General features: G+C 69.1%; 14 protein-coding genes. 9 read left to right on the forward strand and 5 right to left on the reverse strand.

Going from position 1 to position 13,249, the window contains the following annotated elements:
• Nucleotides 1–60 precede the first annotated feature (60 nt).
• Nucleotides 61–870, reverse strand: coding sequence for a hypothetical protein (locus D7231_RS02900; protein ID WP_199739293.1), 810 nt, complete (start codon nucleotides 868–870; stop codon nucleotides 61–63).
• Nucleotides 871–1,041: 171 nt separating this feature from the next.
• Complete coding sequence (locus D7231_RS02905) at nucleotides 1,042–2,361, reverse strand: hypothetical protein (RefSeq protein ID WP_120753284.1); 1,320 nt, start codon at nucleotides 2,359–2,361, stop codon at nucleotides 1,042–1,044.
• Between the two features lie 433 nt (nucleotides 2,362–2,794).
• Between D7231_RS02905 and D7231_RS02910 the strand changes: the two genes are divergently transcribed.
• The 4 genes from D7231_RS02910 to D7231_RS36415 all read left to right on the forward strand — a co-directional run bounded on the left by D7231_RS02910 (nucleotide 2,795) and on the right by D7231_RS36415 (nucleotide 5,366).
• Nucleotides 2,795–3,301, forward strand: a complete 507-nt coding sequence (locus tag D7231_RS02910; RefSeq protein WP_120753285.1) for a universal stress protein — start codon at nucleotides 2,795–2,797, stop codon at nucleotides 3,299–3,301.
• A 345-nt stretch (nucleotides 3,302–3,646) separates the two neighbouring features.
• Nucleotides 3,647–4,099, forward strand: a complete 453-nt coding sequence (locus tag D7231_RS02915; RefSeq protein ID WP_147449676.1) for a spore-associated protein A — start codon at nucleotides 3,647–3,649, stop codon at nucleotides 4,097–4,099.
• A gap of 487 nt (nucleotides 4,100–4,586) precedes the next feature.
• Complete coding sequence (locus D7231_RS02920; RefSeq protein ID WP_120753287.1) at nucleotides 4,587–5,141, forward strand: hypothetical protein; 555 nt, start codon at nucleotides 4,587–4,589, stop codon at nucleotides 5,139–5,141.
• 66 nt (nucleotides 5,142–5,207) lie between these two features.
• Nucleotides 5,208–5,366: a hypothetical protein gene (locus D7231_RS36415; protein ID WP_158673713.1), complete on the forward strand. Its 159-nt coding sequence runs from the start codon at nucleotides 5,208–5,210 to the stop codon at nucleotides 5,364–5,366.
• A 170-nt stretch (nucleotides 5,367–5,536) separates the two neighbouring features.
• Here D7231_RS36415 and D7231_RS02925 read toward each other — a convergent pair whose 3' ends face one another.
• The gene (locus D7231_RS02925; RefSeq protein WP_120753288.1) at nucleotides 5,537–5,995 is read right to left on the reverse strand and encodes a cupin domain-containing protein; all 459 of its coding nucleotides are present in this window, start codon (nucleotides 5,993–5,995) and stop codon (nucleotides 5,537–5,539) included.
• A 219-nt stretch (nucleotides 5,996–6,214) separates the two neighbouring features.
• On the opposite strand from D7231_RS02925, the gene D7231_RS02930 reads away from it, so the two are divergent.
• The gene (locus D7231_RS02930; RefSeq protein WP_158673714.1) at nucleotides 6,215–6,814 is read left to right on the forward strand and encodes a protein-L-isoaspartate O-methyltransferase family protein; all 600 of its coding nucleotides are present in this window, start codon (nucleotides 6,215–6,217) and stop codon (nucleotides 6,812–6,814) included.
• Between the two features lie 32 nt (nucleotides 6,815–6,846).
• On the opposite strand, the gene D7231_RS02935 is transcribed toward D7231_RS02930, so the two are convergent.
• On the reverse strand, nucleotides 6,847–7,599 hold the full coding sequence (locus D7231_RS02935; RefSeq protein ID WP_120753290.1) for an NsdA family TPR-like regulatory protein: 753 nt from the start codon (nucleotides 7,597–7,599) through the stop codon (nucleotides 6,847–6,849).
• 457 nt (nucleotides 7,600–8,056) lie between these two features.
• Here D7231_RS02935 and D7231_RS02940 point away from each other — a divergent pair, with 457 nt between their 5' ends.
• A complete protein-coding gene (locus D7231_RS02940) occupies nucleotides 8,057–8,749 on the forward strand; it encodes a DUF4232 domain-containing protein (protein WP_120753291.1) in 693 nt (230 codons plus the stop codon).
• 415 nt (nucleotides 8,750–9,164) lie between these two features.
• Nucleotides 9,165–9,638 carry a nuclear transport factor 2 family protein gene (locus tag D7231_RS02945; protein WP_120753292.1) on the forward strand — a complete coding sequence of 158 codons (474 nt, stop codon included), beginning with the start codon at nucleotides 9,165–9,167 and terminating at the stop codon, nucleotides 9,636–9,638.
• A gap of 379 nt (nucleotides 9,639–10,017) precedes the next feature.
• On the opposite strand, the gene D7231_RS02950 is transcribed toward D7231_RS02945, so the two are convergent.
• Nucleotides 10,018–10,656, reverse strand: a complete 639-nt coding sequence (locus D7231_RS02950; protein ID WP_120753293.1) for a TetR/AcrR family transcriptional regulator — start codon at nucleotides 10,654–10,656, stop codon at nucleotides 10,018–10,020.
• 104 nt (nucleotides 10,657–10,760) lie between these two features.
• Here D7231_RS02950 and D7231_RS02955 point away from each other — a divergent pair, with 104 nt between their 5' ends.
• Both D7231_RS02955 and D7231_RS02960 read left to right on the forward strand, forming a co-directional pair.
• On the forward strand, nucleotides 10,761–11,489 hold the full coding sequence (locus D7231_RS02955) for a hypothetical protein (RefSeq protein WP_120753294.1): 729 nt from the start codon (nucleotides 10,761–10,763) through the stop codon (nucleotides 11,487–11,489).
• Nucleotides 11,490–11,606: 117 nt separating this feature from the next.
• A complete protein-coding gene (locus D7231_RS02960; RefSeq protein WP_241999534.1) occupies nucleotides 11,607–13,163 on the forward strand; it encodes a serine hydrolase domain-containing protein in 1,557 nt (518 codons plus the stop codon).
• Nucleotides 13,164–13,249 lie beyond the last annotated feature (86 nt).

A 13,249-nucleotide genomic window follows, 5' to 3' on the forward strand; every position in this document is an offset into this window, starting at 1 on the left:
CGACCGGCCGGGGGATGGAACTCCCCGACCGGTCGCGGCAGTACGCCTCTCAGTGAGCGGTCACGCGGCGGCTCCTGCGTCTTCGCCCCCGGCGTTCTTGCGCTCGACCGCGGGCGGGGGCGTCCCGTCGTCGCCGGGTCGCGGAGCGGTCCCGCCGGTGTCCTGGTCCGGGCCGGGGGACACCGGCTCGGTGGCCTCCGCCTTGGTGGGGGAGGTGAAGACCTGCGCGTTGTGGGAGGCGCACGACTTCTTCTCGTCGTCCGTCATGGGGCGGGACTTGACGACCACGGCGTTCTTGACGCCATCGGTGTCGTTGGGGGCGGGGCTGGTGACGGTGTCCTTCCAGTACCAGTAGTAGTGACCCCAGTGCGGGTCGTCGTAGTGGGTCTGCCACATGCCCTTGACCTGGTGCATCACCTGGGCACGGGATATCCAGCCGACCTCGCCGGGCTTGACCGTCATGCCCATGCTGCCGCCGTCGGAGTGCTCGGTCTTCCAGGTGTGGCCGTACTTCGCGGTGACGCTCAGGTCGACGATGCCTGCGATCTTTCCGCCGCTCGTGATGGAGAACTCGGCCGAGTCGCTCGATCCCACGGTGTCGGACCAGTTGAGTCCCTGTGTGGCGTCCGAGGTGCTGCAGTTGTAGAGGGTGTCGGACACCTGGTGGTAGTTGCCCAGGTAGGCCTTCTGGACGACGGGGTCGTTGAACGTGCACTTGCCGACGCCGTCGGCGCAGTCCGACATGAGCCGGTCGACGGTCGGTTCGTCGGCCGCGGCGGCGGGCAGTGCAGTGGCGCCGGCCGTGATGGCCGCGGCTGCCGTGGCCAGGAGCAGGACGCGCTTGCCGCGGATGATCCGGATCTTCGACATGGGTGTCACCTGTGCCTTTCTGGAGTGTGTGAGGGTGCGACGGCTTCTGAGCGTGGGGGTGGGAGTGGGGGTGGGGGGCTGGTGACGGCCGGGGAACCGGCCGCCGCCTGAGGACGTACGGGCGTACGGGGCGTACAGGGTGCGGCCGGTGTTCCTCCGGCCCGCGGAGACTCACACATCGCTGCCCGCCAGCTTGTGTTCGTAACGCAGCGGAGGCAGTTCCCAGTCCTTGTCGAGGACGCGGGTGCCGAAGATGTCGAGCCGGGCGAAGAAGGAGCCGTTGACCTTGAGGCCTGCGTAAAGACCCCAGCTCGCGGAGGCGCCTTGCGGCGTGTTCTGCGCGGTGGCGGTCGCCTTCAGGTAGGGCTCGGCGTCGGCGGCGACGCCGACGGATCCGTAGAGCCCGACCTGGGCGTGGCTGCCCACTCCGCCCTTGGCGGTCGCCGACCCCGTGATGAGGGCGGGCGTCGCGGTGCTGACCGGCTCGGGTCCGGACAGGGCGCTCCAGCCTTCGCCGGCGTCGTACCGGGCCCCGATCTCCAGCCGTCCGTCGGTGTGTTCCTCGGCGTCCACGGCGATTGTGCCGTCGGCCGAGACGTCGTAGAAGTAGTCGACCTTGAGGCTGAGGACGATGGGCACCGGCCCCAGCCACACCGTCTTGTCGACGTTCACCTCGGCGGCCGGGATCCGCAGAGGCTTGTGCCCGGTGGCGTAGGAGGCACTGCTCTTGGCGTGGACCTTCACTCCGTACTGGTAGTCGGCCGCCATGCCGATCCGTGCACGCGACGGCTGCACGCCGTACCAGTGCGCGCGCTCGTAGGAGAAGAGGAACTCGGGGCTGAGGTCGAGCGATGCCGACAGGGCGGATGCGTGCCCCTCGGTCGGCTCGACGCCGTCCGGGACGGGAACGTCGACATTCAGCCGAACCCCTCGGCCCTGCGGCCCGGCACCGGCCGTGACCTTGCCGCCGGAGGTGAGCGGCTTGGCCTTCAGATCGCCGGGAGTCAGCGGAACCGTGGCGTCGACCTCGGCGTCGCCGAGCGCGTCGGCCAGCGTGGCGGGGACGGTGTCCACGGCTATCGAGCCGTCACCGTTCGCGTGCACGGCGGCCACCTTCACAAGCACACCGTGCGGCGTGTCCTGGGTCGTAGGGCCGGCGACCACGTCTCCGGCGTGCACCTGGGCGAGGTCCCCGGGGCCGTTGCCGGCCGGTGACCGGGCCGGGGCGAGGACGAGTCCGCCTGATGGCCCGCGGGCGGTCAGGCGCGCATCGCCCACCGGGACGGTCGCGACGGATCCGTCCGGCGACGGGCGCGTCACGGCCACCGCTGCCTTGTCGGCGGGGCCGTCCGTCAGCCGAAGCACGGGGGGCGCCGTGCCGCCGGCGCCGCCGTCCGCCCCGGCGGGGCCGGCCGCGAAGGAGGCGGAGGCGGGGACGACCGTGCCGAGAAGGGCCAGGGGTACGGCCACCACGTACAGAGAGAATTTCATGGCTTTCCTTGCCGGGACGAGAACAGGGGCGGATACGGGAAATGCGGAATTCTGCCGCTGTCTGGAAGGAAAACCCGGCGTGCCGTGGGGAATCAAGAAGAATTCATCGATGCCGGAATAGGAATGTTCTATCGGCGGCGGGGTGCACCGGACGGTCCGGCGGATCCGCGGCCCTGAGGACCGGGACCGGCAGGCCCCATGTGACGGACCACACCCTCCGGAGCGCATGGATCCCAGGTGAGAGGGTCCGATCGGTGGACGGGGTCTGATCGGTGGACGGGCGGGTCCACCACTCGTCGGGCCGATCGGCCGATGCCGCGTTCCGCCGGGGGTGCGTAGCGTGGAATCACGAAATCAAGCCCGTGCCGCACAAAAGAAATGCGGCGAGTGGAAGCAGACCGTGCCATTCCGTACGGGCGGAGACGGAGGAGAAATGAACCGCGCCATACGCCGTGTCGTCGTCGGCGTCGATGGGTCGGCAGGCAGCCTGGTCGCCCTGCGAAAGGCGGCGAAGGAAGCCCGGCACCACCACGCCACGCTCCGCCCGGTCCTCGCCTACTCCTCGCCCATGGGCGACTACGTCGACATGATCTGGCCTCCGGACCCCCAGACGGCCCGGAGCCTCGACCGCGCGGCGTTCCGGCAGCTCATCGACGCCTGCGAGCGCGCCCTCGGCGGCCTGCCCGGCGACCTCCGGTGCGCTCCCGCCGTCGGCCTCGGCCAGCCTGCACCCATGCTGGTGCAGGCCTCCGCCGAGGACGGGGACGTCCTCGTGGTGGGCAGCGGCTCACAAGGGGCGCTGCACCGTCTGCTGAAGGGTTCGGTGAGCCGCTACTGCCTGCGGCACTGCGACTGCCCGGTCTTGGTCGTCCCGCCCACCGACTCCACCGACTCCACCGGCCCGGACCGGCAGCCCAGCCGTGCGGCGTCGTCGATCTGACGAGACAGCACCCTTCCTGCGGCCTTGCGTGGGGCTGCCCCGCCTGCACGGCCGAACGGTCTCACGGGGTCTGCCTGGCTTCGATGAACGCGGCGACCAGGCCGTGGGCCCTGGTGTTGCCGGAGCCGATCTCATACTTCGCGGGTGCCGGGTGCCGGCGTCACGTGGCCGGAATCGCGGGGGCTGTGGGGCGCATGCCGCTGTGTGGCGCGGTGGCTGGTTCTGCATTGTGGGGATGAGGGGGCGTACAACCCCTTTGGGGTGTGCAGGGTCTGTGTGGGCACGGAGACGGCCGTCCCGCGTACGCCCATCGACCGGCACCATACGACTGCTGCGGAGGACACAGTGAAACGTGCTGCACGTGCCCGTGTTGCGGGAGCTGCGCTGCTCGTCACCGCCACGACAGGAGCCACGCTGGTGGCGGGCAGCGGGACGTCCGTTGCCGCTCCGGTCCGCGCCGCCGCGTACAACCAGGAGTGCGGTAGCGGTTACGCGCAGGTCAACCAGATTCCGATCCCTGACCGCGGGACGGTCTTCCTGGCCTACAACAAGGCCACCGGCAAGAACTGCGTGGTGACCAAGCGGAACAGCTCGGCCGGCTCGCGACTGTGGATGGGTTCCTGGATCCAGCGCAACCAGGAACTGAAGTCGAAGCAGGAACAGTACGGCTTCTTCACCTCGTACTCGGGACCGGTCCACTTGGACGCCAAGGGCAAGTGCGTTGACTGGGGCGGCGAGATCGACGGCTACGTCGTGGCCCGCTACAAGACGAACTGCGGCACCCTGGACCAGACCTGATGGCAGGCCCGCTGACCCACTGACCCGCGGGCCGAGACGGTGAGCGGAGCGGTGCGCAGGCGGGACGTACGGCCCCGGTCCGCCGCTCCGCTCACCGCCGGCCCGAGCTCGGGGGTGGGGACCATCGGACATCCGGCCCTGGGCGCCCGGCCCCCCAGAACCTGGCAGCCGCCCGTCACGGCCGAGTGCTGCGAAGCACCGTAATGAGGCAACCTTGACGGGGCATCAGGGAAGACCCTGACAACCACTAGGCAGGCCGAAATCAGCCGCCAAAGCGGCCGGATCGCCCGCGCCCGCATCACCCCGCGGCAGCGTCCGCGCTGTGGGCGGCAACAGCTGCTCCTGACCGGCAGGTCGCCGTGGACACCGCACGAGGGGGTACGGAACCGGGGGAGCCGAGGAGCGGCGGTGGCCGGTTCGGCCCGTGCCGCCCGGGAATTGGCGTGCTGTACCTTCTGAACGTCCCGCCGGGCCGGGAGGCTGAGAAATGACTGAGCGCCATGCCACGACGGAGAACCCCTTCTCGTGGCGCAAGCCTGCTCCGCTCGGCTGGCCGGTCGCCTCCGACGAGATGCTCACGATCGCGGCACCTCTCCTGGCCGGCGCGAGCATCACCCTGCTGGGAGTGGCGATCGAGCAACGCGACGTGTTCCGCTGGGCGGATCCCCTGCTGCTCGCGCTCGTCCTTACGGTGATCTTCATGATCGTGGCGATGGTGTGGGGAGTCAGCGCCCGCGGGCACCTGTACTCCCGCAGCGATCTCCAGGACTGGTGGGGCCCGCTCGACATGCTCCCTCCTGAACTGAACGAAGAACTGATCAGGGAGCAGCAGAGCCAGTTCGCGAGGTGGCTCAAAGGAATACGCCTTGCGATGCGCTGCTTCAACCTGGGCCTCGTGCTCCTGGCGGTGAGCGGCATCCTGGCGCTGGTACCGCCGGAGCACGAGGCCACGCCCCTATGGCGCTGGACCGCTGCCGGAGCCGTGGCCGCCACCGTCGTGGGTATAGGTGTCGCCAGGGTATGGCCGAGGGGCCGGAGATGAGGGAACCCCTCCCGAGCCCTCGGCAGCGACCCCGCTCGACTCGACACAACAGTAAGGAGAACAGCGATGCCAAGCGCGCCTTCCCGGCAGTGTCCTCTGTGCGGCGCCGCTCACGGTGAAAGGTCGGACCACTATCCCGGCTGCCCCCTGAAGGAGAAGGGCATCCCGTTCGCGGATGCGGTCAAGATGACGCAGGAGGAAGCCGAGGAGCTGCTGAACCAGTAGTTGCCGACGCGGTCTGACCGCCTCAGCGCTGCGGACGGCCGGCGTGAGCGCGTCAGTGCAGCCCTTCCAGGAAGTGGCCGGCGCGGGCGGATCCGTCCATTGCGCTGGTGCAAGTGCTGCGCGGTCCGTCCGCGCGTCGGGGCGGCGGTTCGGGAGAATCCCTGACCGTCTCAGCGGGGCTGATCGCACTGGGAGAGGTCCGTCTCCGCCAGAGGCTTCCCCTCCGGGGTCATGTACGTAGCCCAGAGCACCAGGGGAGCGGATCCTTCGTTGCGCCCCTCGTGGACGTATCCCCTGCCTTCGGTGATGGAATCGCCCGTGCGGTACACGTGGACCCCACCCGGGTACACGGGCGCGTAGTGGGTGAGCGTGCCGGATTTGACGACGCCGACCAGCTGGCCGTGATGGCAGTGCCTTCCTGTGGAACCGCCCGGCGGGATGGTGATTTCACGGAAGTTGACCTGTACGGGGCCTGAGACAGCCACTTTCACCGGACCGGCCTGCGTCCCTTGCGCGATCTCCTTGATGCCGGGCGCCGAACTTGAGGCATCCGAGGGGAGGCAGAATCCCGCCGTCGCCACGAAGCACACTGCGCTGATGATCGCCTGCCGCCTGCGGGAGAGTGCCATGACCTGACTCCTTGTCATCGTCGCGCTTTGCGTTCTTCTCGGTGTGAATGACGGGCACGGGTGGTGTACGGCAACACGGTAGTGCCGGTCAGCCGTGGGAAGGCCTCCCCGGCTGCGCCTGTTGCTCACGTCGGCCGGCTGCTGGCCGACGTCACCGAGCTCCTGGGCCGGCAGCTGCCGGCCGGGTGCGAGCGTGCGCTGCGTACGGTCCCACGGCACGTGTTCCTGCCCAGTCGGCTGTGGCTGCGCGACGGCGAAGGCGGCTACCGGCCCTGCGACCTTTCGACGGACCCGGACGGATGGCTTACCGCGGCCTACACCGACACCCCGCTGGTCACCCGGTTCACCGACGGGCTCCCCTCGCCGTCGGCCTCCATGCCCTCCATGGTGCTGGAACTGGGTACCGGAACGGGCTTCAACGCCGCCCTCCTGTGCGTCCTTCTGGGTGATGACGCGGTCAGCACGGTCGAACTGGACCCGCTGCTCGCCGTACGGGGCGAGCGGAACCTGCAAGCCGCGGGCTTCGCACCGGCGGTCTCCTGCGGTGACGCGGCCGCCGGCCGGCCGCCCGGAGCTCCGTACGAGCGGGTGGTCGCGACGTTTTCCGTCGACCGGGTCCCGACGGCCTGGGTGGAGCAGACCGGAGCCGGCGGGCGCATCGTCACGCCGTGGACCTCGGCCTGGTGCCGCTACGGAACCCTCGCACTGACGATCGGCCCCGGCGGCACCGCACACGGACGCTTCCACGCCTTCGCCTCTTTCATGCCCATGCAACGCCCGGACCAGGACACGGCGGGCCCTGCACCTGCACCCCACTGAACGTCACGGATCAGGGGATATGGCACAGCTAGTCAGCTCGATCCGGCCCGCGATTCCCTGCTCCCCGCGTGTGCACGGGCTTTCTGGTGCTGGAGGAGTTCGGTGAGGTGCCTATTTGTGTTCCGAAGGGTGCGTGGAACGGAACGACCCTGCTTGATGATGTGGGTGGTGCCGGTGAGCGAGTTGAGGGACCGTACCGAGCCGATGCGGGGCACGGTGTCGACGAGGGTGGACAGCCATGCGTCTGCCTCTCGCCAGGCACCGGCCCGGGCAAGGGCAGCTCCCAGTTCGGTGGAGAAGAGGGAGCGGTAGGCCGGGGCTCCGCCGGGTGCTGCCGCTTCGTAGAGGTGTGAGGCAGCCGTCTTGAGATTCCCCAGGGCAGCGTGGGCCAGCCCTTGGTGACCAGTGAATTCTGTACGGTCGAACCACCAGGTCCAGGAAGGGTCGCGCTCGGAAGGCTCTTCGGTAAGGAGTTCCTCGGCCGCGTTCAAGGACCAAAGGGCTTTCTTCTGCTGCTGCAACTGGGCATGGGCGCGCGCCTCACGCACATGGAAGATCGCAGCTACCCGCTCCGGAAGGTCTTTTCTGGTGAGCACGGATGAGGAGATGTGCAGAGAGCTGCCGGGGAAACCAAGGTGTTCCTGCTGGAGGCACAGCACGGAGAGGATCAGCAACTCGATGGACCGCTGATCTTCGGGCAGTCGACGGGACAGGTTCCATGCCTGGTGGCTGAGGGCGCGGGACAGCCCGTGCCGCTCGGCGTCGAAGAGGATCCATGCAGCCACTTGGAAGAGCTCGGCGAGTGCTGCTAGTGCTCCGCAGGAGAGTGTGTGTGAGCCTTGGGCCTTCCGTCTGGCAATGCTGACCGCCCGCAGTGCCTGGGGGGCTGCTCGGCGGGCTCCGGATGTCCGGTCCGTCCGGATGAGCTCCGCCGTTAGTGCAGCAATTAGTGCGGCGATGTCGTGTGAACCGACGTCGCCGGTGTCTTGTATCAGCTGTGGGTAAGCTTGCACTTTGCGGCTCCTCCTGACCTGTGGCGGCTCTGACACTGAATCCTGGCGGAGAGGGCCGCTACCAGCGAGCCATTTGAACGTCAGCGGTGCGGCATTGCGGAGGAGAGCTCGTACGCGAGACATGAGCGGTACGTGAGCAGGACGTCAGTAGAACGGCAGGGCAGAGGCCGAAGCTGTGCGCAGGTCAGTTGTTCGCACATGGAACTGACCGCATCACACGGGAGCCCTTATGCGTACCTCCATCCGCCCTGCCGTATTCGCCGCGACCGCCCTCACCGCCCTCAGCCTGACGCTCACCGCCTGCGGCAGTGACGGCAGCAAGGACGAACAGGCCGCCTCGAAGGCCGTCGGCGCCGGGAAGAAGGGCTCGGCTGCCAACGACGAAGCGGGGCAGGGCAAGGCCGCCGCGGAAGCCACCGAATCCGGCAGCTCGGGCTCCGGCACCGCCCCTCCCACTCGGCCCGGTGCCATGCAGAAGACCGGGGGCAAGGCCCCGGCCTGCACCGTCGGTGACGTGAAGATCTCCGCAGGCAAGCAGGACGGCGTGCCCACCACGCACATCACGCTGACCGCGACGAACGTCTCGGGCCACGCCTGCACGCTGCTGCGGTACCCGCTGATCGCGTTCGGCGACATCCAGACCGCCAAGGATGTTCCGGCCGTTGCCAAGAGCAAGCCGGGCACCGCCGTGGTGGTGGCCGCCGGCGGCTCGGCCTATGCAGCCGTGCGGCTCAATCAGGGCGGTGTCCACGAGGAGAACCGCGTCGTCACCTCCTTCAACGTGAACCTCTTCGCCGCCGACGGCCCCGCCGAGGGCAGCAAGGTGGTCACCGCGCCCGCAGGCGGCATTGCGGTCGACGACGCGGTCGCGAAAACTGGTTACTGGACGCCCGAGCTCCGCAACGGTGCCGACGAATTCTGATGCGGAGCACCCGAGCGCTGCCCCGGATGAGCACTCGTGGGCCCTCGTACTCCCGGCGCGGCCGAGGGCCTGGCCGGCCGTAGCGGGACTACGGCCTCCCTGGACCGACCGCGGCCACATGCGGTCCGACGGAGGGACGGTGCATGCACTCCGGGTTCTCGCGGGCGAACCAGTGTCCCCGCAGCCGGACAATGGCACTTCGTGGGCGTTCTACTGGGGTACCGGCGCTGTGGTGACGGTGCATACGGTCAGGTCGGTGCGGTCGGAACGCGTACCCACCCGCCGGTGAGAGGGCAGCCGGTCTGTCCCGCCCGGAGAGGGTTGTCCGCTCGAAGGGGATAGGAGATCGCTGAACCATACGATTACGTAGGCGAGACCCTCCCGCTTCCGCGCGTGGGCCTGATATGAGTTGATCATGGATGCTGAGACGCTTGACCCGATGGAACGTCTGATAGCCGAGCGGGCCTGTGAGCGATTGATCGTCGAGTTCGTCCGTCGGCTCGACCTCGGGGACCCGGGTTCGGTAGCGGAGCTGTTCACGCCGGACGGGAGCTGGTCGTGGCCCGCAGGCGATCGCCGTATAGCGGGCCGTGAGGCTCTTCGCGACTACTTCGGAGGCCGGCCCGCGGACCGGCTGTCACGTCGTATGTGCACCAACATCCTGGTTACCGTTACCTCTCCGGATACCGCCGCTGCCACCTCCTACTTCGCTACATACCGGGTCGACGGCTACTCCGGGGGCATGGTGCCGCCCCGGCCCCCGGCCCAGGTCGGGCATTACGAAGACAGCTTCCGCAAGGTGGACGGATTCTGGCTGCTCTCGACGCGGACCACGTTCCTCTCCTTCGCCGGGCCCACAGAACGCCTCGACGGGCCTGGCGATTCGTGACGCCGACCTGAGCGCGGCAGCCTCCCAGAAGTCATCCGGCCCCTCGAGTTCGATTCCTCTGGCACCAGCCGCTCAGCTGCTCGAGATGCCAGGCACCGACACCGGCACCGGCACCGGCAAACAGGCTGTGGTCCGGGCTCGCCCCAAAGCCTGACGGCGTCGCCGAGTGGGCCTCCTGCATCTGCAACAAGGCGAACTGAACCGGTTGTCCGTGTACGCACCCCCGCACTGCGGAGGTCCGGTGCCCCCGGCGGGCTCCGGCCGCATGCTTTCCCCCTGGCGACCGCCGCCGCTGCCCTGGACTTCCTGACGGCGGTCGGCCCAGCACTGTGGCTCGTCGGCGGGCCCGGCGACGACGCGGCCGGCCAGCCAGCCGGCTCTACGCGACGCCGGGCGGCTCGATCAGTGTGCCGATTCCGGCGCAGAGCATCCGTACGCTTCGCAGGAACTTCTCTTCCTGGTCGTAGGCGGCTACGGCGGCCACGGTCAGGGGGAAGCGCTCGGGGAGGCCGGCGACGTCCTCGGCGGTGACGGGGAGGGCGGGCGACTCGCTCTCTTCCTGGAGTACGTAGCCGGTGATGTGGCTGAGCAGCGTGTCCGCGGCGATGGTGAGGTGCTCGTCGGGCACGCCGGCGTCGCGCAGGGTGTGCAGGAGCCGTTCCATCAGTGACAGCGCTCCGGAGCTGAGCATCTTCGGGCTGTCGGCGAACATGACCGCGCCACCCCGGTGCCGCCGGATGCTCTGCCGCAGGGTTACGGCCTGGGCCTCGATCGCTGTCTTCCAGTCGGACTGGTCGGGGAGCGCGGCCAGTGCGGCACTCCCCGCGTCGTAGGCCTGCCGGGCGACCCGGTCGGCCATCAGCTGGAGCAGCGCGCTCTTGCTCGGTACGTGGTAGTAGAGGCTTCCGGCGTGCACGTCCAGGCGCTCGGCCACCTGGCGCATGGACAGTCCGTGGTAGCCGGACTCTGCGAAGACGGCCATGCCTGCGTCGATGATCCGGTCTGCGGTCAGCTTCATGGGACAATCTTAACCACTACTTTCAAACAGTGTTTGAATTTGGCCGTCGCCCCCGCTACTGTCGTGTCCAGCACAAGAAACGGCATACAAGGGGGCTGGTGGCGATGGGCGCACTGCTGTTCAACGTAACCACTGCGGCACTGATGATTCTGATGTTCAACGCAGGGCTCGCCCTCGTCGGACAGGACACCTTGGGCAGGCGCCGCATCCCCTGGGCCGCCGTTGCGCTGACCGCGGTCGCGCTCGCCGGGGTCGTGACACAGCTCTGCTGGTCGGGGGCGATGGACGCCTTCGACAGCGACCCGAGCAAGTCGGGCTGGTGGCGCGTGGTCACGTCAGTCTTCATGCAGAACGGCGGATTCCTCGGCGGGGCCTGGAACATCGCCACCCTCGCCGTCATCGCCGCCCTTGCCCAGTGGTTCTGGGGCGGCCCCCTGATGGTGGCCCTGTTCGCCGCCGGCATCCTCCTGCCGGAGCACATCGACGCGCTCTTCGGCCAGACGGGTGGCAGCACCGACCCCCGCAACTTCGCCGGGAGTTCGGGCTCTACGTACTTCCTCGCCGCGACCCTGGCCGCCGGCCTCCTGCTGCGCGGCCGTGAGCGCAAGGACGTACTGCTCGCGATCGCCGCTCCCGTGTTCGGCCTGGGCATGTGGTTCGCCCAGTCCAACGGCCACGGCATGGTGACGGTGTACGGCTTCGTCCTCGGCCTGCTGGTCCGGACCCTGGGAAGCCGCTTGATCGACCCCGACCGCGACCTCCGGCAGCCCCCGCAGACGACCATGGCCTCACTGGCCGGGCTCGTCGGCAGGCGGCCGCGCCAGGCCGGCTAGTCACCGGCGGCAAGTCACCGGCGGCTAGTCACCGGCCGCGGCACCGAGTTCAGCAGCGAATTCAGGACCGAGTTCAGCAACCGAGTGCAGCACCGAGTCACTCTGGGGGGAGACGTCATGCCCGAGAACGTGTACGAGGAAGTGTCGAGGGTCGTGGACGAGGAGGTGAAGAACGTGTACCGGGAGGTGTCGAGGCTCGTCGACGAGGAGGTGGCGAAGCTCATGGACCGGACCAACCGCGAGGTGGACCGGGTCGTGAACCGCGCCCTGGGCGTGGCCGCCCCTGAAGGCTTCGACACCCGCCACTGGCAGGACCGGCTCGATGCGCTGCTCGCCACCCACCGCATCCCGGGCGCCGTCCTGGCCGTGCTCGCCGACGGGGAGATCCACGAGCTGGCGAGCGGCATCCTGCACACCGGGACCGGCGTCGAGGTGACGACGGACTCCGTGTTCCAGATCGGCTCGATCAGCAAGGGCTACACGGCCGCGCTCGCCGTGCTGCTCGCCGACGCCGGGAAGCTCGACCTGGACGCCCCCGTCGCGAACGTCCTGCCGGACTTCGCCGTCGCCGACGCCGAGGCATCGCGTACGATCACGCCGCGCCAGCTGCTCAACCACACCAGCGGCATCGAGGGCGACTACGTCAACGACACCGGCCGCGGCGACGACTGCCTGGCCCGCTACGTCGAGGCCGCACGGAACGTCGGCATGACGAACCCGCCCGGCGCCACCATGTCGTACTCCGGCACCGCCTACAACATCCTCGGCCGGATCGTCGAGGTCATCACCGGCAAGACCTGGGACGAGGCGCTCAAGGAACTGCTCCTCACTCCGCTCGGCCTCGACCACACGATGACCCTGCCCGAGGAAGTGCTGCGCTTCCGCGCGGCGATGGGGCACATGGGCGATCCCGGCGAAGACCCGGTCCCGACCCCGCTGTGGAACATGCTGCCCCGCTCCGCCGGGCCCTACGGCGGAATCAGCGCCACCGCCGCCGACGTCGTGCGGTTCGCCCGGCTGTTCGTCGACGGCGCCACAGCACCGGACGGCACCCGCGTACTGTCTTCCGCCGGCGTCGAGGCCATGCTGAACCGCGAGGTCGAGATGCCCGACGAGTGGTTCTTCGGCGCCCACTGGGGGCTGGGATGGGGCCTGTTCGAGTGGGACGGCGCGCGCGGCTTCGGCCACGACGGCAGCACATTCGGGCAGCTCGCCTACCTGCGCGCCATCCCCGAGAAGGGCCTCGCCATCGCCCTCCTGACCAACGGCGGCGGCGCCGCGCCCAAGGTCTACGAGGCCCTGTGCCGTGAACTGACCGCCGAACTCGCCGGGGTCAGCATGCCGGCGTTCGGACCGCCCGAGCAGCCGCTCACGGTGAACACGGCCCCGTTCACCGGCGCCTACAAGCGCGAGGGCTTCCTCATGACCATCACCGACCGCCCCTCCGACGAAGGCGTCCTCCAGTTGACGTACGAGGGCGCCGACGGCCTGGCGGGCAGCTTCGACCCCCTGGTCTGGCACCTGACCCCGGTCTCGGACAGCCCGGCGAGAACGGTCTTCGCCGGCCGCCGCAACGAGAAGGACGGGTGGATTCCGGTGGTCTTCTACGCATTGGCCGACGGCAGCCGCTACGTCCACTTCGGCGCACGCGCCACGGCGAAGTCCGCCGCCTGAGACCGGCGGTCACCGGGACACACAGCCCCGGTGACCGCCGTGAGGCATAGCGGCCGGGCTGTGTCAGGCCGCGCACGGGAACGGCA

Origin of the sequence: Streptomyces klenkii (assembly GCF_003626645.1) — a bacterium.
Classification (GTDB): Bacteria; Actinomycetota; Actinomycetes; order Streptomycetales; family Streptomycetaceae; genus Streptomyces; species Streptomyces klenkii.

Bases quoted from the DNA above. Each gene is read 5' to 3' on its own strand.
- D7231_RS02955 (WP_120753294.1), top strand. From the start codon at position 10,761: ATGGGCGCACTGCTGTTCAACGTAACCACTGCGGCACTGATGATTCTG.
- D7231_RS02920 (WP_120753287.1), top strand. From the start codon at position 4,587: ATGACTGAGCGCCATGCCACGACGGAGAACCCCTTCTCGTGGCGCAAG.
- D7231_RS02950 (WP_120753293.1), bottom strand. From the start codon at position 10,656: ATGAAGCTGACCGCAGACCGGATCATCGACGCAGGCATGGCCGTCTTC.
- D7231_RS02960 (WP_241999534.1), top strand. From the start codon at position 11,607: ATGCCCGAGAACGTGTACGAGGAAGTGTCGAGGGTCGTGGACGAGGAG.
- D7231_RS36415 (WP_158673713.1), top strand. From the start codon at position 5,208: ATGCCAAGCGCGCCTTCCCGGCAGTGTCCTCTGTGCGGCGCCGCTCAC.
- D7231_RS02925 (WP_120753288.1), bottom strand. From the start codon at position 5,995: ATGGCACTCTCCCGCAGGCGGCAGGCGATCATCAGCGCAGTGTGCTTC.
- D7231_RS02905 (WP_120753284.1), bottom strand. From the start codon at position 2,361: ATGAAATTCTCTCTGTACGTGGTGGCCGTACCCCTGGCCCTTCTCGGC.
- D7231_RS02940 (WP_120753291.1), top strand. From the start codon at position 8,057: ATGCGTACCTCCATCCGCCCTGCCGTATTCGCCGCGACCGCCCTCACC.
- D7231_RS02945 (WP_120753292.1), top strand. From the start codon at position 9,165: ATGGATGCTGAGACGCTTGACCCGATGGAACGTCTGATAGCCGAGCGG.
- D7231_RS02910 (WP_120753285.1), top strand. From the start codon at position 2,795: ATGAACCGCGCCATACGCCGTGTCGTCGTCGGCGTCGATGGGTCGGCA.
- D7231_RS02900 (WP_199739293.1), bottom strand. From the start codon at position 870: ATGTCGAAGATCCGGATCATCCGCGGCAAGCGCGTCCTGCTCCTGGCC.